We start from the raw sequence: 20,095 nt of genomic DNA, 5'->3' as shown, positions 1-20,095 counted from the left end.
GGATTTACATAACAATTCGTTCAAGCACGGTTTCCACCAGGTTTTTAATCACTGGTTTATAATTTTCATTCGCTTCACGCGTTACGCGGTTCGCAATGATGGCACAAATAGTGAGGGCGTGGTGACCCAGCAGATGGCTCAGTCCGTAAATCGCCGAGCACTCCATTTCGTAGTTGGTTATCTTCATTCCGTTAAAACGGAAAGACTCAATTTTGTCATTCAATTCCGGATCAGCTGTCGGCAGACGAAGCTCGCGGCCTTGCGGACCATAAAATCCCGGTGCCGAAATAGTTACTCCCGGTACCATATCTTCCCCGACAATCTTCTTGAAGAGCTCTGAATCGCTTTCCACTACGTAAGGAGATGTAAGTAACGGGTTCCAGTCGGTATGTTCTTTGAAAGCTTTTTCGAAATCTATATCGGCAAAGGTTTCACGTCCGGCGTAAAAGTTCATCAAACCGTCAAAACCAATGGCGCGCTGCGAAGCAACGTAGCTATTAACCGGAATATCGCCCTGAAGTGCACCGGATGTGCCAATGCGGACAATGTTCAGTGCCGTATGCTCTTCTTTGACTGTGCGGGTTTTCAAATCGATATTCACCAGCGCATCCAGCTCATTTACTACGATGTCGATATTATCGGTTCCAATTCCGGTCGATAAAGCCGTAATCCGCTTGCCACGAAATGTCCCGGTTGCCGATACAAACTCCCGGTTCTCGGATGTCGATTCAATGTTGTCGAAAAATGAGGAAACCAGCTTTACACGTCCCGGATCTCCCACTAAAATAATGTTTTCAGCAAGATTCTCAGGTTTGAGGTGCAGATGAAAAATAGTTCCGTCGGGATTGATAATAAGCTCAGATGCTTTTATTTTTTTCATAGATTTGTTCAAAATTGTTGTATATCCAAAACTATCGAAAAATAATCATAATTTCAAAGTCAGGAATTACCTGCTTTTTCAGTATTTTTTGATGTACCTGACCTTTTTTCGTTTCGAACCGAAATTTCAAACTAATCACTTAAAATAACCGTATGAATTTTAAACGATCCTATCTTATTCTTGCTGCTATTGTTGTTGTCGTTATTGTTTTTTTCAGTAGTAGTATGTTTTTTACCATCGAACCTGGCGAACGCGCCGTTATCTTCCGGAAGTTTTCGACAGGATTGGATAAGGAACATGTATACCTTCCCGGATTTCATATGATTGCTCCCTGGAACAAACTCTTCGTTTATGACGTGAAGGAAAAGAAGCGTGAAGAAACAATGGACGTGCTCGATAAAAATGGTTTGTCCATCAAAATGGACGTTTCCATTCGTTTCAATCCGGTTCATAATCGCATTGGATACCTGCACGAAACCTTCGGTAAGGATTACATCGAGCAGTTAATTATTCCCGAAATTCGTTCAACTGTGAGGCGGGTAGCCGGGCGTTACACGGCCGAGGAGATTTACTCGACCAAACGGTCAGAAGTAGAAGCCGCCATCATCGACGAAGCCCGGAAAGTGATGGAACAAAATAACATCGATTTGCGTGCTTTGCTGATTCGCTCCATTAATCTGCCTAACGAGATTAAAATGGCGATTGAGAGCAAGCTGAAGCAGGAGCAGGAAGCGCTGGCTTATCAATTCCGTCTGGAAAAAGAGAAAAGCGAAGCTGAACGGAAACGGATTCAGGCTGAAGGTATCGCTGCGTACAATGATATCATCAATAAGTCGTTGACAGATAAAATATTAAAGCAGCGCGGTATTGAGGCGACGTTGGAATTGGCCAATTCACAAAACTCCAAGGTGATTGTGATTGGTGCCGGAGATAACGGTCTGCCGTTGATTTTGAACAATAACTAATCGGTCAATTTCTGTTGATGCTTAGCGGCGAAAGATTAATTTTGCAGGAAAAAGAATAACCATGTTACAACGAATACAGTCCATTTATCTGTTGGGAGCACTGTTGTTAATAGTGGCCCTGTTTTTTGTGCCGTTTGCCGAAATAGTCGGGAGCGACGGTTCTATTTACGTTTTCGATAAAGCGGGAATTTACCTGCAGGGAGCCAAAGACCCGGAGATTCTCTACAGCGGTCTTGCTATTCAGGTTTTCCTGGGAATTATTGTGCTGGTGAACCTGGTTACTATTTTCTCCTTCAAGAAACGGATTCGTCAGATTCGGCTGTCGGTTTTCAATATCCTGCTGATGATTGGCTTGTCGGGAGTTATCTACTATTTCGCATCGCACAGCGCCAAACTGCTCGACGGAAAATTTAGCTTTGAGCCCAGTCTGGTAATGCCGTTAATTGCCGTGGTGTTGACGTACCTGGCTATTCGTAGCATCGGCCGTGATGAAGCGCTGGTTCGCTCCATCGACCGCATTCGTTAAGCGAAAAAATCACCAAAAATAAAAGGCTGTTCCGATGTGGGACAGCCTTTCTTATTTTGAAAAGGTACGTTCTTAAAACTGTTCGGCTACCATTTTGCAAATGGCTCCGAGAAATTGCTCGTCTTCGTCGGTAAATGGTCCGGCCGAGTGCGAATCGATATCGATTTCGGCCACAAATTTTCCGTTTTTCATAACCGGAACCACAATTTCACTTTGTACATCGATACTGCAGGCAATGTAATTGTTTTCGGTACTTACATCCTGCACCACTTTACTCTCACCGCTTTCAGCTACCTGTCCACATACACCTTTTCCTACCGGGATATGGGTGTGTTCCGTTGGTTTGCCAACATACGGACCTAACACCAGTTCGTTGGCGTTTTCATCCAACAGGTAAAAACCAACCCAATCGTAATGGTAGACCTCTTCTTTCAGTTTGGCGCAAATGTCGGCCAGTAGTTGCTCACGGCTCTTCGAAGCATCGAACAGCGGTTTTATGCCATTCAGGATATTTTGAAAATCAGTTTGCATGGTATCAAAAAATTAGCATTTCGTTTTCCGGTTCAACCGGAAGTCCAAAGATGATAATTCTATTTGATATCCATCTGATCCTGATGGGTGATTTTTTCACAATAATGGCATTTCAAAGCTACCGGTGATTTGGAAATTACTTCGAAATGCGTGTCGATATTTTCGTTGTTCGTGATGCATTTCGGATTGAAGCAACGTGCAATATCCTGTATTTCATCCGGAATTTCGACCACGTATTTTTCCACGACCTCGTAGTCTTTGATGGTATTGAGCTTGGCATGCGGAGCTACCAGCGCAATTTTGTTAATTTCTTTGTCTTTGAAGAAACGGTTTTCCACCTTGATGATGGCTTTCCCTTCCATCACATTACTGTCCAGGTTGTTTCCAAAGGTGACCATGTCTTTGCATTCGTCGAGCTTCAGAATGGAAATTACTTTGAAAAGGGCAGTGGTGGGGATATGATCGATAACGGTACCTTGCTTAATGGCACTTACGTTTAATTGCTTTTTCATTGTGTTCGGGAATTATTTCAGGTTCAACAAATGAGCGATAATAGCCATACGGGTGTAAACGCCGTTTCGGGCCTGTTCGAAATAGTAGGCTTTCGGATTGCTGTCTACATCGGTATGAATTTCATTCACACGGGGCAGCGGGTGTAAAATTCGCAGGTTGTCCTTGGTGTGTTTCAGCATCTTGTTGCGCAGGATGTAAACGTTTTTCACCTTCTCGTAATCAACCGGGTCAGGGAAGCGCTCTTTCTGGACTCTCGTCATGTAAATAATATCGGCTTCGCTAATGATGTCAGTGAACTCAGTGTGCTCGAAATAACGCAGGCCTTTCGACTGAAGGTACATTTTGTACTCATTGGGCATGGTCAGTTCCGGTGGTGCGATGAAGTTGAAAATCGGATTGTCGAAATGCGACATCGCCATGAGCAGACTATGCACTGTTCTTCCGTACTTCAGGTCACCTACCATAAACAGGTTGATGTTGTCGAGCGTCTCCTGCGTTTTCACGATAGAATACATGTCGAGCAGGGTTTGAGTGGGATGCTGATTGGCACCGTCACCAGCGTTGATGACCGGCACGTCCGACACTTCGGAAGCGTAGCGGGCACTTCCTTCCAGCGGGTGGCGCATCACAATCAAATCGGCGTAGTTGCTCACCATTTTAATGGTGTCGTGCAATGATTCCCCCTTGGTGACACTGGAAGAGGACGAATCGGTAAAACCAATGATTTCTCCACCCAGACGGTTAATGGCCGTTTCGAAACTTAAGCGGGTGCGGGTGGATGGTTCAAAGAAAAGGGTGGCTACCACTTTTCCGTCAAGAAGTCGCTGATCGGGATTGGCTTCAAAATCAGCCGCCAATTCCATGATGCGCATGTATTCTTCTTTCGAAAAGTCGGTAATTGAAATCAGATTTTGTGCGTTCATTGGAGCTACGTTTACAAGTTAATGAATGGTGTTTTAAAATTGCGGACAAAAAAAAACCAACAGTTCCAATTGAAAATGGCTCTGTTGGTTTCTTTTGAAAGAAATATCTTTAGTCGAAATGATCGATCTGCGAAGAAATGAAGAGAACGCCCTTCCCATCGCCTGAGTTTATTTCGAAAGCGAAATGGTTCGTACAACCGAATGTTATCAATTGCTAATGGCTGTTCTTGCTTCATTAGAGACAAAGATAGGGAAACTGGTTTTGAAATATTTCAATTTCAACTCAAAACTTATTCACAAATTGTTCATCGAACGCCAATGCGCTCGACCTTAGTTTGTTCCAGCGACGATAGCTTGTCAGTGATGGTCCCGCTCAACGATTGACGCACGGCCAGCACAATGCGGCACGACAGTTCAAACTGAGTCTCCAGTTGCTCCAGATTGTCGTCTTTGATAATGGTCATTACGTCGTTCATCGCAGGATATTCAAACTTAATCTCGAGCAAATCTTCCACGACGCGTTCGATAATTTCGGCCTGTTCCAGCGCATCTTCGGCAGCTGTTCCGTAAGCTTTGATAAGCCCACTAACGCCGAGTAGCGTTCCGCCAAAATACCGAACTACTACAATGAAAATATTGGTCAACTCTTTCGAGCGAATTTGTCCAAGGATGGGGCGGCCAGCTGTGCCAGAAGGTTCACCGTCATCGTTGGCCCGGTAACGTTCCATATCGGCTCCCAGCCGCCAGGCGTAGCAATGATGACGAGCGTTGTGGTGACTTTTTTTAAGCTCGTTCAGAATTTCCTTGATTTCTTCTTCCGTGAAAACGGGATAAGCATAAGCGATGAATTTACTTCCCTTATCCTTGTACAGTCCTTCTGACGGTTCGGCAATGGTCAGGTATGTATCGGTTGTTTCCATGAATCAAATGTAAACGAGGATAAAGATACTGATGAATGAGAGAATAATCCCGGTCCAGTTGACAGTACTCAGCTTTTCGCGGAAGAAGAGCATGCCGAGAATGGTAGAGAAGGCAACAATGCACATGTTGTTCAGTCCGAAAACCACGGAGCTGGCCAGTCCGCTGTACGAAAGGGCATGAATCATGAAATAGAGCGAGCCGAAATTGGCTGCTCCCAGGAAAATTCCTCCGGCGATAACAGGAAGGCGAAAGAACTCTTTCCATCCGGGACGTTTAAAAATGGTTACCACTAAGCCAATTATTCCCGCGGTAGCGAACAGAACAGTCGTAAAAACGGCCGTTGTAGTTCCTCTTACGTAAACCTGTTGGACGTATTTTACCATCGAGTCGACTGCTCCTGTTCCGAGAAAGATAACGACCGGCAATAAAACGGCATTCCAGTTGGTTTTTCCGTTTCGTTTATAAATAGCTAAGAGCACAGCAAGAATGGCGGTGGCAATTCCGATTATCCGGAAAATGGTTACCCGCTCGCCAAAGAACAGGATGGAGTAGAGAATGGGTACGACCATCGAGAGTTTGGCCGCCAACGCCGTAATGGTAATCCCGGCCTTTTGCGAAGAGCGGGCTATCAAAAAGAAGATGGCAATGAAGAGGATACCAATCAATAGGGCATAGGGCAGCCAGCCAGCTTTGATAATCGTGGTTACCGAAGGCAAATGAGGAACCAGCCGGAATCCTAATACCGACGCGGTAATGTAATTCAGCAGAATGACCAGAAACAGGTCGGCTTTGTACTTTTCCAGGAATTTGAATATGAAAAAGATAAGCGTCGACGACAGAATACTTAACAGCAGGTAGTGCATGGATTTGCGATATTTTACGGACACGAAAATATAAAAAAAAGCAGACCCGGAGGCCTGCTTTTTTAATCACTTAATGAAGCATTACATCTTCAGCTTGCGTTCAATTTCGTCGATGTATACCCTGAAGTTTTTGTCCGTATCTTTCAGATTACTTACCGTTTTACAGGCATGCAGCACAGTCGCGTGATCTTTCCCGCCAATTTGCGAACCGATGGACGCCAGCGATGATTTGGTCATGCTCTTCGAAAAGAACATGGCAATCTGCCGGGCCTGTACAATTTCACGTTTCCGTGTTTTGGCCTGTAAACTGTCGATCGGCATACCAAAGTAGTCACACACTACCTTTGTTATAAAGTCGATGGAGATTTCACGCCGGGTATTTTTCACCAGCTTGTTCACCATCTTGATGGCCAGATCGAGCGTAATCTCTTTCTTGTTCAGGGTTGCCTGGGCGAGGAGCGAAATCAAGGCTCCCTCCAGTTCACGGACGTTGGTGTTGATATGCGAAGCAATGTACTCGAGGACTTCTTCGGGTATATCAATACCGTCTTTGTAGATTTTCTTCCGCAAGATGTTCATGCGGGTCTCAAAATCGGGGATCTGCAAATCAGCAGTCAATCCCCATTTGAATCGCGACAAAAGACGCTGTTCCAGTCCCTTCAGTTCAATCGGTGGCTTATCCGAAGTGAGGATAAGCTGTTTTCCGGTTTGATGCAGATGGTTAAAGATGTGGAAAAATGTTTCCTGTGTCTTTTCCTTGCCGGCGAATTCCTGCACGTCATCAATAATCAATACGTCAATCATTTGATAGAAGTGCAGGAAATCGTTACGGTTATTGTTCCGCGTCGCTTCCGCAAACTGTGTCTGGAATTTGTTGGCATTTACGTAGAGCACTACTTTTTCGGGGTACCGCTCTTTTACTTCAATCCCGATGGCTTGCGCCAAATGGGTTTTCCCAAGTCCCGAATTACCGTAAATCATCAGGGGATTGAAAGCTGTTCCTCCCGGGTTTTGTGCTACCGCGAAACCGGCACTTCTGGCCAGCCGGTTGCATTCGCCCTCCACAAAATTATCGAAGGTATTATCCATCTTTAGTTGCGGATCGATGTGCAACTTCTGGATGCCGGGAATCACGAACGGATTCTTGATAGATTTTTCCTCTTGCGTGAGGGGAGCTGAAAGCGGCCGGTTTTTAATTTTCTTGTTGTTGTTTGTCGGCAGCTTCACGGTATAAGGCTTGCTGTTAACAGTATTGTTGTTGTCAACCACAACACTGTACTCCAACTTGGCTCCAGTCCCGAGCTCTTTTCGCAGGGTCTTACGTAAAATGTCAATGTATTGCTCTTCAAGGTACTCGTAAAAAAACGGACTCGGTACCTGAATCGTCAATACATTCTCTTCCAATTTTACCGGAACAATAGGTTCAAACCATGTCCGAAAACTAATGGCAGGAACGTTGTCCTTAATAATCCTGAGGCAATTTTCCCAGGCCTTTTCATGGTCGTTGTTCATTTAGGCAGCAGGCTTAAAAGAAGTTCAACTTTGTTATTATTTCCATTTCCCAAGACAAAGGTTATAAAAAATTAGCCTGAAAAAAATTCCATCGACTCTTGCATTTTAGTATCGGTTTAGACTTCAGTTTATTAAAAAAGTAAAAAAACAAAAATAAATTAACTATCTGATAGTCAATTGTTTGAGTTCTAGCATGAGCCACAAAATCTTGGTAAGTAGATTTTTGTGAATTCATTCGCTAAGCTGGTTTTTGGAATCTTCCCGGTAGTGATGCGGCAGGCTCGGTTACCGGGAGGCTATTTCCGATTTTATTCAGCTATCGAATTTAAAAAAAATGAAATTGGAATGAAATTTATTTGTTAACCTTTTTTAACGCTCTTTCTAATCTGATTTTTTTCCCATTTTTAAATGCCACGATCGAGGCGTCGGGAAAGACATTTTGAGCCTTATTTAAAATGGTTCTAATTTGCTCAATCGATGATGTGTTCCCGACAAAATAGTTAAAGTACTTACCTGATTTGACCTCTTCGACGTCTTTAAATGGCTTAAATAGAGCTGATTCCATAGGTATTGCTGAAGTGCTGCTTACCAATAGAACCCTAAATTTCACATTCTCATTAGGTTGCGAAGTATGCTTCGGAGTAAGGTAAATTTCTTTGCCCAGATCGAACGCTGAGAAGTGGATAAAACGTTTCGGGTTTTGACGTAAATCGATCAACAACCGGTTCAGGTTTTGAGTTATCCGGTTAAGATTGTTATACAGCATCGGATCATTTACCAGTAATCCCAAACTTCCATCCTGGTTATTCACTTTGGTCATAATCTCATCCAGGTTGGTGAGCATATCGTCGAACTTGCTCAACGAGGCTTGCAGCTGCAGTGCTGAAAGTGTATCGCTTACGTTCGACAGGTTTTTCATGATATTATTAATATTGTCAGCGTTGTTGTTCAACGTCTCACTTATCTTTCTCAAATTGGTGATGGTTGAGGCCATGTTTTCTTTCTGGGCGGCCACCAGCAAGTTCAGGTTCTTGGATGTTTGTTCGAGATTAAGAATGGTATTGTTGATGTGGGCGAAGCTTTCCCGCAGATTGTCCCGGGTTTTGTCATTAAAAACATAAGTAACTACCGTGATTGCAGAGTCGAGCGAACCGAGCAGGTTTTCAGCCTTGGCTTTAATCGGGGCTAACTCCTCACTTACCTGTTGCTTCAGGTCAGCCTCTACGGAAGTACGAAGCGTATCGTAGGGTTGGTAATACTGCTGACTTTTTCCCATCGTCAACTTTACCGAACGTGAGCCCAGAAGGTCTGTGCTGACAATTTCAGCTACGGTTCCTTTAGGGATTTCGAAGTTCTTGTTGATGGCCAGTTTGACCATGAGATCACCGGAGCGATCTTCCTTAAAATAGATGTCGCTGACATAACCTACTTTGAAGCCGTTCAGTCTTACATCTGATGAGGCTTCGAGGCCGCCGACGTTATGATAACGGGCGTAATATATTTTTTCTGATTTGAACAGGTCACGTCCTTTCAGGAAGTTGATTCCCCAGATAAGTATCGCGAGGCTACCCACAGTGAGTATACCGATTTTTGTGGTCTTACTAATTTTCATGCGTGGCTAAGATTGATATAGAGTCTAAACAAAAGTAAAAAGGAAAATCCTGATAAAAAAAGCACTATTTTACTTTGATGCTTCTGCAGCTACTTTTCTTCGTGCCTTTTGCATGGAAACCGGATGGCCGTTTTCGTATGCTACCACGTACGCATCCGGGTACTTTTTCTGAATCTCTTTCAGTTGATTCTGCACATCATCTTCGCTGGTCGATGCGCTGGTGAGGTACTTATATATATTGTCGGTCTTGATTCGGTACAGATATTTGACCCCTTTAAAATTCTCCGGCTCGAGTTTCAGCTCTCGTTTGGAAGCAGCAATTTGGATGGCAAATACCACTCCTTTAAAAAGGTCAACGGTGTCTCGTTTGGAAACAGCCAATGAGTCGATAGCGGGCTTGACTTCCTCTTTTTTGTTTTCAACAAGCTGTGTGTGGTACTTGCTGCGTGCCTCGATGGTTTCCTTGTATTTTCGGAATGCCCGGAATATGGCCGATGCAATAATGGCTCTTCCGTTATCGCTTTCAAGGTAGTTCAGCTCTTTTTTGTTGCTCATGTAGCCGGTTTCAATCAATACGCTGGGCATTGATGTTTCGCGGAGTACAAGGAAACCTGCCTGGCGAACGCCGCGGTCACGTCTTCCTGCCCTGGTTCTGAACTGATCTTCCACGTCGGAAGCGAACATTAGGCTTTGGTCCAGGAATTCATTCTGAACCAATTCAAACATAATATATGATTCCGAGGAGTTGGGATCGAAACCTTCATACCGTGTGGTGTGATCCTTCTCGAGCAAAATTACGCTGTTCTCTTTCTTGGCGACTTCGAGGTTGTCTTCTGTTCTGTGCAATCCCAGCGCATAGGTTTCGGTACCATGAATAGACGGCGTACCACAAATATTCGCGTGAACGGAGATAAATAGGTCGGCCTTTATTTTATTGGCGATTTCAGCACGTTTGTACAATGGAACAAAGAAATCGCTGTCGCGCGTATAGACGACTTTAACGTCCGGCATGTATTTCTCAATGTAATGACCTAATTTTAAAATAATGCCGAGAGCGATATCCTTCTCCATCTTTTTTCCGACCATGGCACCGGGGTCGCGACCGCCGTGGCCTGCGTCCAAAACAACTGTTTTCAGTTTATAGTTTGGATCGTTTCCTGGCTGGGAAAAAGCGGGCTCCGGGAACAGAGCGGCCATTCCCAGTATGAGAAGGACGATCTTTTTCAGATCTTTTATTTTATTGAGGTAGAGGGAATTTATAATGTACATTTTGTCGCTTGCTTTATCATAACTACTACAAAAATAGAAAGATTAAATAATTTTTAGGGAGACCCCAATTCTAAAGGAGGTTTTTTTACTTTTGCACTACATAATTTTATCGCTGATTCGGTAGGTTAAACGTATTTGAATAGACACGATTTTGAGTAAAAATCATCGATTATATCTTTTCTTTGTCATCCTGTTGTTTAATTCGTTGATGGCTTATGCTCAGGAACCGGTTGAACGGAAAACACCTCAGTTGCGCTCGGGTAATGTGAATCCTCAGATGCAGCCCGCAACCAATATTTCTCCGGCTCCGGATTCGCTGAGTCAGAATCAACAGCAAGATCAGCAATCTTCACAGCAAGTACAATCCATTGATGCAGAAATCACCTATACGGCGTCCGATTCGCTGGATTTTTCCATCACCGGGAAAAAGGTGTTCATGTATGGTGATGCCCAGGTCAATTATAAAGATATTCAGTTAAAGGCGGCTTACATCGAATTGAACCTCGATAGCAGCGAAGTTTATGCGGTTGGTATGCCCGACTCAACCGGAACCATTCAGGGGAAACCCAACTTCAAGCAAGGTTCCGAAGAGTTTCAGGCAGATAAGATTAGGTACAACTTCAAAACAAAAAAGGGAATTGTATTTGGTGTGACCACCGAACAGCAGGGAGGTTATGTACAGGCCGAAAGAACCAAACTGGTTAACGATTCGACTTACTGTTTGAAAAATGGTAAATACACGACCTGTGATGCCGAACATCCGCACTTTTACCTGGAAATGACAAAAGCCAAGGTAATTTCCAATAAAAAGATCATCACTGGTCCGGCTTACCTGGTGGTGGAGGATTTGCCACTGTATTTTGCGATCATTCCGTTTGGATTCTTTCCGAATTCGCCGAAATATTCTTCCGGTTTTCTGATGCCCTCATACGGTGAAGAGAAGAACCGTGGTTTCTTCCTGCGCGATTTCGGTTACTACTGGGCGGCCAGCGACTATTTCGATGTGGCGCTTCGAGGCGATATTTATTCGAAAGGCTCCCGGGGAATAAAATTTCATACCAATTACAAGCTTCGATACAAGTTCAGCGGAAGCTTTGACCTGAAATATTACAAGAACGTTTTCGGTGACAAAGGTCTTCCGGGGTATAAAACACAAAACGATTTTGCCATTACGTGGAGCCACCGGATGGACCCCAAAGCCAGTCCAAACCAGACGTTCAGTGCCAGTGTGAACTTCTCGACCAGCTCGTATGATCAAAACAATGCATATTCTACACAGAATTACCTGACAAACACCAAACAGTCGAGTATTTCCTATACCAAGCGTTGGGAAAATTCGCCGTTTTCCATGTCGGCTAACCTGCGGCATTCGCAGAACAGTCGTGATACGACCATTAGCCTGACGCTGCCGCAGATGACGATCAATATGAATCGTATATATCCGTTCAAGTCGAAGAATCGCGCGGGGAGGGAAAAGTGGTACGAGAAGATTGGTGTTAGTTATACGGCCGATATTCAGAATCGGACCAACATGAAGGAATACGACTTGCTGAATTCCTCGTTTATTACCGACTGGGAAAACGGAATTAAGCAGAATATCCCGATTAGTACTTCCTTCAAGGCATTGAAATTCGTTACCGTCAGTCCATCGTTTAATTACACGGAGCGTTGGTACACTAAGCAAATACGGAAAGACTATAACTACGATACCAATAGATTACAGGTTACCGATACCATTTACGGTTTTACCCGCGATTACGATTATTCGTTCAGCGTGGGGGCGTCAACTAAGTTGTATGGTACGTACGCTCCGAAAAATCCGAACAGCAAAATCAAGGGTATCCGGCACGTGATGACGCCCAGTATCAGCTTCAGCATGCGCCCCGATTTCAGTGATCCGCGCTACGGTATGTATGGAACAGTTGCTGTTTATGACTCCCTTGGAAGACCGGAATTAATCAGGTATCCGTATCACGATGGTGCCCTTTACGGTACTGCCGGAAGCGGACGTTCTGGTTCTATCGGCTTCAGCCTGAACAATACGCTGGAAATGAAAAAGCTGAAGTCGGAGAAAGATACAACCAGCAAGGATGCTTACAAAAAAATCAAGCTTCTTGACCAGCTTTCGCTGAGTGGCTCGTATAACCTGGCAGCTGATTCATTGAATCTATCAAACATCAGTTTGCGAGGCCGGACCAAAGTGGCGGGAACCAACATCAACTTTGGTGCTATTTTCGATCCGTATGCCATGGTCGACGGGCGACGGATCAATACCTTCGAAGTGAACCAGACGGGTAAGCTGGCTCGTTTGACATCCGCGAACCTGTCCTTCGGGTTATCTTTTAAGTCGAAGAAAAACGATGATAAGAATGGGAAAACGCCGGGAGAAGAAGCTGTAGATGACGGGCAGGGAAAAATTCTGCCCGGGGAATACCCGGAGTATGCTGACTTCAATTTGCCTTGGGACGTTCGCCTCGATTACAGTTTCCGGTACAGTAAAAACAGGCCGGACGTGAGTGCTAATATTACTTCAACGGTTGATTTTTCGGGTAACGTGAACCTGACGAAGAAGTGGAAAATCGGTTTTTCGTCGGGTTACGATATTGGCAACAACCAAGTGACGTTTACGCAGTTTAATGTGTTCCGCGACCTGCACTGCTGGCAGATGTCTCTCAACCTGATTCCGTTCGGATACCGGCGAAGTTACAGTTTCACCATCAGGGCCAGTTCGGCACTGCTGAAGGATTTGAAACTGAACAAACGTCAGAGTTTCTACGATAATAATTAGGATATTTTTTCAGAGAACCACACCGGACGTTTGAAAAGCAATGTCAAGTAACTGGTATAGTTCGGGAATATTGATGCGCGTGAAATCAGGCGAGCCTAGTTCGCCCTGACGCACAACGATCATGTTTTCTTTTGGAACGATAATAAGGTATTGTCCCATTTGACCACGGCTGAAAATAACCTGCCGCCCACGGTAATTAGTAATCCACCAGTACCAGCCCCAGCTGTTAACCTCTTTGCCGGCGGCATTGCGCAATCCTTCTACCGGAGTAATCATGTTTCTGAGGTAATCCCGTGATACAATTTGTCTGCCATCCCAGTAGCCTTCGTTCAGAATAAGCTGACCAATGCGTGCTAAATCTTTCGCGGTAGCGAAAAAGCAACAAAATGCTTTCTCATTTCCGGCGTCATCAACCGACCAAAGCGCCGGCTCAGCACATCCCAGGGGAATCCAGAGTTTCTTTTCGAGGTAGTCTGATATTTTCATACCTGAGGCCCTTTCGATGACCATGGCCAGCAATTGTGCGTTGGCGCTGGTAAAATGCCAGGTTTCGCCCGGCGGCTCCGACGATTTCATTTTCAGGATGCGTTTGTTCAGGTCTTTGGCATAATAAGCCTGGAGGGAAAAGGGCCAGCGTTTGGTCATATTTTTTGCGGGCTGCAATCCGGATGTCATCTCGAGAAGGTTCCGGATGGTAATGCCCTGGTTCATTTTTTCATAGAACTCCGGATAAAAATCACTGACATGCTGGTCGACGCTTTTAATGTAGCCATCCTGAATGGCGCTTCCGACCAGTAAGGAAAGAATTCCCTGCGTAAGATTAAATGAGTTGGGCCGGAATTTAGCACCGGCGTCCTGCGAGTAGTATTCTTTAACTATCTGGTTTTGGTGAACAACTACATAGCTAAAAGTGTGGCCCGCTGCAAGGTAGAGTTTCTGTTTTTCGCTAAGCGGAATCTGGCTTTTCTTTGGAAGCACAGACCATGGCTCAACACTACCGGTGTCAATTTTCTGGTAATCGAAAAGTTTGTAATCGTCGTACCCCGGTGTGCGGTACATCAGAATTCGTCTGCTGAAGCGAGGCATAACAAACGCAATCACTAATCCGATAATTATCAGGCTTAATGAGAAGAATATGCGTCCCCTTTGTCGTTTAGTTAGTGCCAAGCTTTGTTTTTTGTTTTCAAACAGCTGTATTCTGTTATTGTTGAACAATGAACGACTTACTGTGTTAATAGTACGCAAATTAACTAACGATTAAAACCTGATATTATGAAAAAATTGGTGTTCATTACCCTTTTTGCTCTTCTTGCTATGTTTTCGGGTGAGGCGAAAGCCCACTGTGAAATTCCCTGTGGAATTTATGGAGATTCGCTTCGCATTCAACTGCTAAAAGAAGATATCCATACAGTGGAAAAAAGTATGCAAATGGTAACCCAGTTATCAGGTGAAACACCTGTTAATTATAACCAGTTGGTTCGTTGGGTAACCAATAAAGACGTGCATGCAACCAAAATACAGGATACCGCGACACAGTATTTTATGTTTCAGCGCATCAAGTTGAGCGACGAGCCGGAACAACAAAAGAAGAATATAAAAATGTTGGGACTGCTGCACGAATTATGTGTGTATGCCATGAAGGCGAAACAAACAACCGATTTGAAATACATCGGGATGATGAACGATGTAGTCGATAAATTTGCCGCTTTGTACTTCGAAGGGGCAGAGCATGAACATAGTCACTGATAGAAAGTTTAGGTAAGGAAGAAAGGCGGGATATTTCCCGCCTTTTGTTTTGTTGTTATTATTCCTTGTTTACAGGAATAACTCGCACCATTCGTTAAAACGGTTAATATTTTTCTGTCCGAAGCGCCCCATCGATTTTCTGATTTCGTCGAGCGATTTTTCTTTTTTCAGGTCCTTGCTTTTGGAGAAGAATTTATCGGCAAAGCAAATGATTTGTTCTTCCACCGATTCCGGAACAAAATCGCGCTCCGGCAGAGGAAGCTTGTTTTTTATCACTTCTTCTGCCGTAATGCCCACTCCGGTGTGACGTTCGCATACCAGGGCATGGTCGTTCAGGCCTTCTGTTTCCAGTATTTCGCGCCCCAAATAACCATGACACAAATAGGGAAGTTCGCCATAGCATCCGAGGTCGGGAGCATGAGTTTTGATGATACCGATATCGTGCAGCATGCCGGCTTCGGCAATAAAATCCGAATCGGGATTGAGTTCCGGATGGCGCTGGGCAATCCATAACGCTTTTTCGGTAACCAATTGACTGTGAGTAACCAGAATTTGGTATGCTTGAGTGTCTTTTCTGTAGTAGTGGTCAATAATTTTCAGCGGTTCCATGCTCATGGTGTTTCGGGTAAAATTAACGTTTTTGAAGTTGCCCGATTAAACGTCGATCCTAAAATTATATAAAAGGCAATTTCGTTTTTATTCCAAAAGGGAAAAATATTACAGAAATTCGATAAAACCTTTTCATTCTGTTAACTGGTTACGCTATTTTTAAAGTCTGTTAAATCGATAAATAATGACTGAAAATATACTCCCTGAAAACAAATTATTCCTGCGAGGTCTTGAATTGCTGAAGAGAGGCAAGGCGGAAAAAGGACTGAAACGTATCGAAAAAGCGTTCGATACCGGTTATAAGCCTGCAATGATATTCCTTGATTTCTATGAGCAGGAGAACTCATGGGAAACGGCATACGAAGCTTTTGAGAAGTTGATGGAGAATGGCTTTTCGGATGCTGCTTTAACCATTGGGAAGTGGTATTATACGGGTGAGAACAGGCAAAAGGATGCCAGTAAATCGGTTCGTTGGTTTCTCGAATCAGCCCGTGCCGGCGGTGCCGATGGCTGTAACTATATTGGAGAAATGCGCGAAACCGGCATCGGCCTCGAGGAGAATGATGAGAAAGCTTTTGAGTGGTATGAACGGGGAGCTGAGCGGGGAGACATTGTTGCGAAGTATAATTTCGGACGACTGGTCCGAATTGGGAAAGGCGGCCGCCGCGATTTGGAAGAGGCCGTTGATAACTGGTATGAATCGGCAAAAGCAGGTTATGCTCCGGCTATGTACAAAATCGGGGAGGTTTTCGAAGAAGGATTATCGGTGCCCGTAAAATTGCCAAAGGCGTTTGAGTGGTATTTGAAAGCCGCAGAAAAAGATTATCCGGAAGCCTGCGGTAAGGTCGGTCGTTTCTATTACGAAGGAAGGGGAACGGAGCAGGATTACGCACTGGCTTATCATTGGTTCTCAAAAATTGGTGATCCCCTGCCGGCTGATATTTCCATGAAAATGGGAAAAATACTCTTCGAAGGGCTGGGCGTTGAGAAGAATATCGAATTGGCAAAAAAATACCTGGAACAAGCGGCCGATGCCAACTTTATGGAAGCCATGTTTCTGCTTGGACGTCTGTTGGACGAACTGGGCGAAAAGCACGACTGGTACCAGGTGGCAGCCGACAAAGGGTATGCACCTGCCCAGGAAATTATTGCCAACCAATACCTCGAAAAAGCAGAATCAGAAGGTGCCGAATGGCTCGAAAAGGCTGCTTTGGGAGGTAATGCAGAGGCCATGCTTCGGTTATCATATCTGTATGAAACGGGCGAGAATGTTGAAGTGAATGCAAAAAAAGCCGTTGACTACGCGAAACGCGCGGCGGACAAAGGTGTCGTTGAGGCGCAATACCGTTACGCCAGTCTCTGTCTGGCGGGAGAAATCACCGAAAAAGATGAGCATGCAGCGGCCGACTATTTCAGCCGTTCGGCCGAAGCCGGACATCCTCGGGCTGCCTACCTGATGGGCATCTTGCATGAGAAAGGACTGAGCTATTGGTCTGATAAGGAAAAAGCGTTTCAATGGTTTATGGATGCGGCAGAGAAAGGTGTACCTGGTGCCATGTTCCGCGTAGGCGTTTACTTCGAAAATGGCATCACGGTAGAAAAAAATCCCGAAAAGGCATTTAGCTGGTATCAAAAAGCGGCGGACGAAGGTTATGCCCGGGCTTTGTTTAATCTGGGCGTGCTTCACGAAGCTGGCCGTGGAGTTGAAGCCAACACGGGTAAAGCTGTGGAAATGTATCGCCTTGCGGCGGAAAAAAATATTCCGGAAGCCATGAATAATTTGGGCAATGCCTATCATCAGGGGAAAGGAGTTGAGGTGAATCTGGAAGAGGCGGCCAGATGGTATCAGAAGGCGGCGGACAGTGGTTTTGCTTTGGGCGAATATAACCTTGGTGTGCTCTATTACATGGGCGAAGGTTTGGAGAAAAATTATTCAGAGGCGTTTCAATTATTTGAGAAGGCTGCTGAGGAAGGCTCGGTGGAAGCCAAATATAACCTGGCCGGAATGTACTTTTATGGCGAGGGTGTCCCGAAAGATCAGGAAACGGCTTTTGCACTCTACCGCGAAGCAGCTGAAAATGGTTTCTCCGAGGCTTGGCGAACACTAGGCGAACTTTATTTAGATGGTGAGGGGACGGAAGCCGATCCGGTCAAAGCGGCCGAATGTTTTGCCAAAGGTGGCTATGGCGGCGATAATGAGTCGCGTTTTATGCTGGGACGTTTATATGCCGGAAATGACGAACAGGCCGATTTTCCGAAAGCCATTTCATTTCTGGAACCCGCAGCGAAAGACGGATTCCTTCCTGCGGCCAACCTGTTGGCGACCTTATTGGTTTCGCCCGAACTGGAGAAACGTCATCCGGCAGATGCCTGGAAATGGTTGAACAAAGCTGCTGGAGGTGGATTGCGCGCGGCCAAATTGAATAAGGCCACTTTCCTGAAAAGAGGAGAACTGAACGGTCCCGATTTTAAAGCCTGTTTGGAGCAATTAACCGAGTTGGCAGATGGCGGCGATGAGATGGCCCGTTTTAATCAGGCTTTGCTCTATCTTGCTGGTTTGGGAGTTCGCAAAGATGTGGATAAAGCCCGTGAATTATTGGAGGATGCATCAGTCGGTGGCTGGCTTACTGCAGCTGAGTTGTTGCACATGGATAAACTTCCCGAAGGCCCTGCTGCACTGGAATACTGGATGCCTTACCTGGCAACCGATGCTGAAGGGAACATTCTGAAAGGAAACCTAAGTTAGACGAAGAAAAAGACGATTTCCTGAAAAGCTGAACTAACAAAACCTACATACGATGGAAAGACGTGACTTTTTGAAACGAGCCGGTCTGGCAACAGCCGGAACACTCCTTACTTCGGGCAGTGCTATGGCTTTCGATGAAGCAAGGGATATTCGCCCGGGGAAGATCCCCCGCTGGTATGGTTTTAATCTGTTGGCCAAGTTTTCGGGAAATCAGCCCAACCGCAAATACGATGAGGAAGATTTTGCACTGATGCAGGAGTTAGGATTCAATTTTGCCCGCCTGCCCATGTCGTACTGGAACTGGTCGAAACCGGAAGTGGACAAATGGATGGATATCAATGAGAAAGTATTCCTTGATGTCGATCAGGCGGTGAACTTCGGACATCAGTATAATGTGCATATCAACATGAACCTTCATCGGATTCCGGGTTATTGTATTAATGGTCGTGGTCTGGAACCCATCGATTTGTTTTACGGACCTGAGAAGGACAAGGCTCTTGAGGCGGCCATTTATCACTGGCGGTATATTACACGACGTTACAAGGGCATTCCGAACCGGCGTCTCAGCTTTGACCTGCTCAACGAACCTCCTGTCACACCCAATGAAAACTACGCCCGTGTGGTCAGAGCGCTGGTGGAAGCAATCCGGGAAGAAGATCCGAAACGACTGATTTTTGCTGACGGCATCAATGTGGGTCGCGATCCGGTTCCGGAAATAGCTGATTTGGGCCTTGTGCAGAGTTGCCGTGGCTACGACCCGATGCAGGTCTCGCATTACCGGGCGAGTTGGGTTCCCGGTTACACTCCCGATAGTTGGCCGGAACCATCCTGGCCGTTTACCGATAAAAGCGGGAAAACCTGGAACAAAGAGGTGCTCAGGAAGGAAAAGATTGATCCCTGGCGTCCGTTGGTGAAGAAAGGTGTGAATGTGCATGTGGGCGAATGGGGATGTTATAAATATACTCCGCATGAAATATGCCTGAGCTGGATGGAAGATTTTCTTTCGCTGTGGCGTGAAATGGGTTGGGGATGGAGTCTCTGGAACCTGAAAGGCGATTTTGGTATCTTTAATTCAGACCGGAAAGATGTGAAGTACGAAAACTTCCGTGGTAACCAGCTCGATCGGAAAATGCTGGAATTGTTGCAGAAGTACCGTTCGTAGTTTGGCTATTTTGTTTTATCGGAGGTTTGCTTTAATGAGGCATCGATAGCCTTAAGGAACCTGTTTTGGGTGTGCCAGTTCAATAAATTCATAATCAGAAAGAAGATCTCAATAAGCACCAGAACAAAACCAATTATTTCATTAAAGTAAAAACTAAAAGCAGAAACTGGCAGCAATAGGATAAACAACCATTTAATAGTTGAAACGGAAAATAAACCTGATTTGAAATGTAAAGTCATTAGTGATTTTTGCTGACCCTGCTCTTCTATTTTTAAGAATACTCTGAATTCTGCAGATCCACCGAGTCCGCCATTTTCTGAGATTAATAGTTCGTTGGTTTTCTCTGTTTCATGAATGTATAAAGAACCAGCTTCTAACGATTGTTTTTTATAGTTGGCCCAGCCTGCTTCAGGCGCTTTTTTGAAGAATGGTGAATTTAAAAGCTTCTCCAGCGCAGTTTCAGCGTTTTGGTTGATAAGTTTTTCTGATTTCGAGGTTAAGTCAGGCATGGCTAAATATTCTGGTTATC

Annotated in this window: 18 protein-coding genes; 6 read left to right on the top strand and 12 right to left on the bottom strand. The window is 44.9% G+C overall.

Features of this window, described 5'->3' with window-relative positions; all coding sequences use genetic code 11:
* Window positions 1-4: 4 nt before the first annotated feature.
* On the bottom strand, window positions 5-880 hold the full coding sequence (locus tag CLV93_RS09875) for a nucleoside phosphorylase (protein WP_106542037.1): 876 nt from the start codon (window positions 878-880) through the stop codon (window positions 5-7).
* A 152-nt stretch (window positions 881-1,032) separates the two neighbouring features.
* Here CLV93_RS09875 and CLV93_RS09870 point away from each other — a divergent pair, with 152 nt between their 5' ends.
* Complete coding sequence (locus tag CLV93_RS09870; protein WP_106542036.1) at window positions 1,033-1,845, top strand: prohibitin family protein; 813 nt, start codon at window positions 1,033-1,035, stop codon at window positions 1,843-1,845.
* Between the two features lie 61 nt (window positions 1,846-1,906).
* Window positions 1,907-2,371 carry a DUF4293 domain-containing protein gene (locus CLV93_RS09865; RefSeq protein WP_106542035.1) on the top strand — a complete coding sequence of 155 codons (465 nt, stop codon included), beginning with the start codon at window positions 1,907-1,909 and terminating at the stop codon, window positions 2,369-2,371.
* Between the two features lie 72 nt (window positions 2,372-2,443).
* Here the strand turns inward: CLV93_RS09865 and CLV93_RS09860 are convergent, their stop codons facing one another.
* From CLV93_RS09860 to CLV93_RS09825, 8 genes are all read right to left on the bottom strand, one after another.
* Window positions 2,444-2,902, bottom strand: coding sequence for a GAF domain-containing protein (locus tag CLV93_RS09860; RefSeq protein WP_106542034.1), 459 nt, complete (start codon window positions 2,900-2,902; stop codon window positions 2,444-2,446).
* Window positions 2,903-2,961: 59 nt separating this feature from the next.
* Window positions 2,962-3,414 carry an aspartate carbamoyltransferase regulatory subunit gene (gene pyrI, locus CLV93_RS09855; protein ID WP_106542033.1) on the bottom strand — a complete coding sequence of 151 codons (453 nt, stop codon included), beginning with the start codon at window positions 3,412-3,414 and terminating at the stop codon, window positions 2,962-2,964.
* 12 nt (window positions 3,415-3,426) lie between these two features.
* Window positions 3,427-4,338 (bottom strand): aspartate carbamoyltransferase, encoded by a 912-nt coding sequence (gene pyrB, locus CLV93_RS09850; RefSeq protein ID WP_106542032.1) that lies wholly within the window; start codon window positions 4,336-4,338, stop codon window positions 3,427-3,429.
* 305 nt (window positions 4,339-4,643) lie between these two features.
* The gene (locus tag CLV93_RS09845) at window positions 4,644-5,258 is read right to left on the bottom strand and encodes an IMPACT family protein (protein ID WP_106542031.1); all 615 of its coding nucleotides are present in this window, start codon (window positions 5,256-5,258) and stop codon (window positions 4,644-4,646) included.
* A 3-nt stretch (window positions 5,259-5,261) separates the two neighbouring features.
* Window positions 5,262-6,122 carry a hypothetical protein gene (locus CLV93_RS09840; protein WP_106542030.1) on the bottom strand — a complete coding sequence of 287 codons (861 nt, stop codon included), beginning with the start codon at window positions 6,120-6,122 and terminating at the stop codon, window positions 5,262-5,264.
* An 81-nt stretch (window positions 6,123-6,203) separates the two neighbouring features.
* Window positions 6,204-7,634, bottom strand: a complete 1,431-nt coding sequence (gene dnaA / locus CLV93_RS09835) for a chromosomal replication initiator protein DnaA (protein ID WP_106542029.1) — start codon at window positions 7,632-7,634, stop codon at window positions 6,204-6,206.
* A gap of 352 nt (window positions 7,635-7,986) precedes the next feature.
* Complete coding sequence (locus CLV93_RS09830) at window positions 7,987-9,246, bottom strand: MlaD family protein (protein ID WP_106542028.1); 1,260 nt, start codon at window positions 9,244-9,246, stop codon at window positions 7,987-7,989.
* Between the two features lie 69 nt (window positions 9,247-9,315).
* Window positions 9,316-10,515 carry an N-acetylmuramoyl-L-alanine amidase family protein gene (locus CLV93_RS09825; protein ID WP_106542027.1) on the bottom strand — a complete coding sequence of 400 codons (1,200 nt, stop codon included), beginning with the start codon at window positions 10,513-10,515 and terminating at the stop codon, window positions 9,316-9,318.
* Between the two features lie 151 nt (window positions 10,516-10,666).
* Here CLV93_RS09825 and CLV93_RS09820 point away from each other — a divergent pair, with 151 nt between their 5' ends.
* Window positions 10,667-13,303: a putative LPS assembly protein LptD gene (locus tag CLV93_RS09820; protein ID WP_146141997.1), complete on the top strand. Its 2,637-nt coding sequence runs from the start codon at window positions 10,667-10,669 to the stop codon at window positions 13,301-13,303.
* Window positions 13,304-13,312: 9 nt separating this feature from the next.
* Here the strand turns inward: CLV93_RS09820 and CLV93_RS09815 are convergent, their stop codons facing one another.
* Window positions 13,313-14,470, bottom strand: coding sequence for a serine hydrolase domain-containing protein (locus tag CLV93_RS09815; protein ID WP_146141996.1), 1,158 nt, complete (start codon window positions 14,468-14,470; stop codon window positions 13,313-13,315).
* Between the two features lie 105 nt (window positions 14,471-14,575).
* Here CLV93_RS09815 and CLV93_RS09810 point away from each other — a divergent pair, with 105 nt between their 5' ends.
* The gene (locus CLV93_RS09810; RefSeq protein WP_106542024.1) at window positions 14,576-15,049 is read left to right on the top strand and encodes a superoxide dismutase [Ni]; all 474 of its coding nucleotides are present in this window, start codon (window positions 14,576-14,578) and stop codon (window positions 15,047-15,049) included.
* Window positions 15,050-15,118: 69 nt separating this feature from the next.
* On the opposite strand, the gene CLV93_RS09805 is transcribed toward CLV93_RS09810, so the two are convergent.
* Entirely contained in the window at window positions 15,119-15,658 is a 540-nt protein-coding gene (locus tag CLV93_RS09805; RefSeq protein WP_106542023.1) for an HD domain-containing protein, read from the bottom strand.
* Between the two features lie 184 nt (window positions 15,659-15,842).
* Between CLV93_RS09805 and CLV93_RS09800 the strand changes: the two genes are divergently transcribed.
* Entirely contained in the window at window positions 15,843-18,404 is a 2,562-nt protein-coding gene (locus CLV93_RS09800) for an SEL1-like repeat protein (RefSeq protein WP_106542022.1), read from the top strand.
* 52 nt (window positions 18,405-18,456) lie between these two features.
* On the top strand, window positions 18,457-19,566 hold the full coding sequence (locus CLV93_RS09795; RefSeq protein WP_106542021.1) for a cellulase family glycosylhydrolase: 1,110 nt from the start codon (window positions 18,457-18,459) through the stop codon (window positions 19,564-19,566).
* Window positions 19,567-19,571: 5 nt separating this feature from the next.
* Here CLV93_RS09795 and CLV93_RS09790 read toward each other — a convergent pair whose 3' ends face one another.
* Complete coding sequence (locus CLV93_RS09790; RefSeq protein WP_106542020.1) at window positions 19,572-20,075, bottom strand: hypothetical protein; 504 nt, start codon at window positions 20,073-20,075, stop codon at window positions 19,572-19,574.
* Window positions 20,076-20,095: the final 20 nt, after the last annotated feature.

This window comes from Prolixibacter denitrificans (assembly GCF_003014495.1).
In the GTDB taxonomy this organism is placed as follows: domain Bacteria; phylum Bacteroidota; class Bacteroidia; order Bacteroidales; family Prolixibacteraceae; genus Prolixibacter; species Prolixibacter denitrificans.
The sequence above is the reverse complement of the archived record's forward strand: the minus strand, read 5'-3'. Positions and strand labels throughout refer to the sequence as shown.

What these genes read in the sequence shown, in the direction of transcription:
- CLV93_RS09875 (WP_106542037.1), bottom strand. Translation starts at nt 880, where the DNA reads ATGAAAAAAATAAAAGCATCTGAGCTTATTATCAATCCCGACGGAACT.
- CLV93_RS09870 (WP_106542036.1), top strand. Translation starts at nt 1,033, where the DNA reads ATGAATTTTAAACGATCCTATCTTATTCTTGCTGCTATTGTTGTTGTC.
- CLV93_RS09795 (WP_106542021.1), top strand. Translation starts at nt 18,457, where the DNA reads ATGGAAAGACGTGACTTTTTGAAACGAGCCGGTCTGGCAACAGCCGGA.
- pyrB (WP_106542032.1), bottom strand. Translation starts at nt 4,338, where the DNA reads ATGAACGCACAAAATCTGATTTCAATTACCGACTTTTCGAAAGAAGAA.
- CLV93_RS09860 (WP_106542034.1), bottom strand. Translation starts at nt 2,902, where the DNA reads ATGCAAACTGATTTTCAAAATATCCTGAATGGCATAAAACCGCTGTTC.
- CLV93_RS09865 (WP_106542035.1), top strand. Translation starts at nt 1,907, where the DNA reads ATGTTACAACGAATACAGTCCATTTATCTGTTGGGAGCACTGTTGTTA.
- CLV93_RS09800 (WP_106542022.1), top strand. Translation starts at nt 15,843, where the DNA reads ATGACTGAAAATATACTCCCTGAAAACAAATTATTCCTGCGAGGTCTT.
- CLV93_RS09840 (WP_106542030.1), bottom strand. Translation starts at nt 6,122, where the DNA reads ATGCACTACCTGCTGTTAAGTATTCTGTCGTCGACGCTTATCTTTTTC.
- CLV93_RS09805 (WP_106542023.1), bottom strand. Translation starts at nt 15,658, where the DNA reads ATGGAACCGCTGAAAATTATTGACCACTACTACAGAAAAGACACTCAA.
- dnaA (WP_106542029.1), bottom strand. Translation starts at nt 7,634, where the DNA reads ATGAACAACGACCATGAAAAGGCCTGGGAAAATTGCCTCAGGATTATT.
- CLV93_RS09790 (WP_106542020.1), bottom strand. Translation starts at nt 20,075, where the DNA reads ATGCCTGACTTAACCTCGAAATCAGAAAAACTTATCAACCAAAACGCT.
- CLV93_RS09845 (WP_106542031.1), bottom strand. Translation starts at nt 5,258, where the DNA reads ATGGAAACAACCGATACATACCTGACCATTGCCGAACCGTCAGAAGGA.
- pyrI (WP_106542033.1), bottom strand. Translation starts at nt 3,414, where the DNA reads ATGAAAAAGCAATTAAACGTAAGTGCCATTAAGCAAGGTACCGTTATC.
- CLV93_RS09825 (WP_106542027.1), bottom strand. Translation starts at nt 10,515, where the DNA reads ATGTACATTATAAATTCCCTCTACCTCAATAAAATAAAAGATCTGAAA.
- CLV93_RS09810 (WP_106542024.1), top strand. Translation starts at nt 14,576, where the DNA reads ATGAAAAAATTGGTGTTCATTACCCTTTTTGCTCTTCTTGCTATGTTT.
- CLV93_RS09830 (WP_106542028.1), bottom strand. Translation starts at nt 9,246, where the DNA reads ATGAAAATTAGTAAGACCACAAAAATCGGTATACTCACTGTGGGTAGC.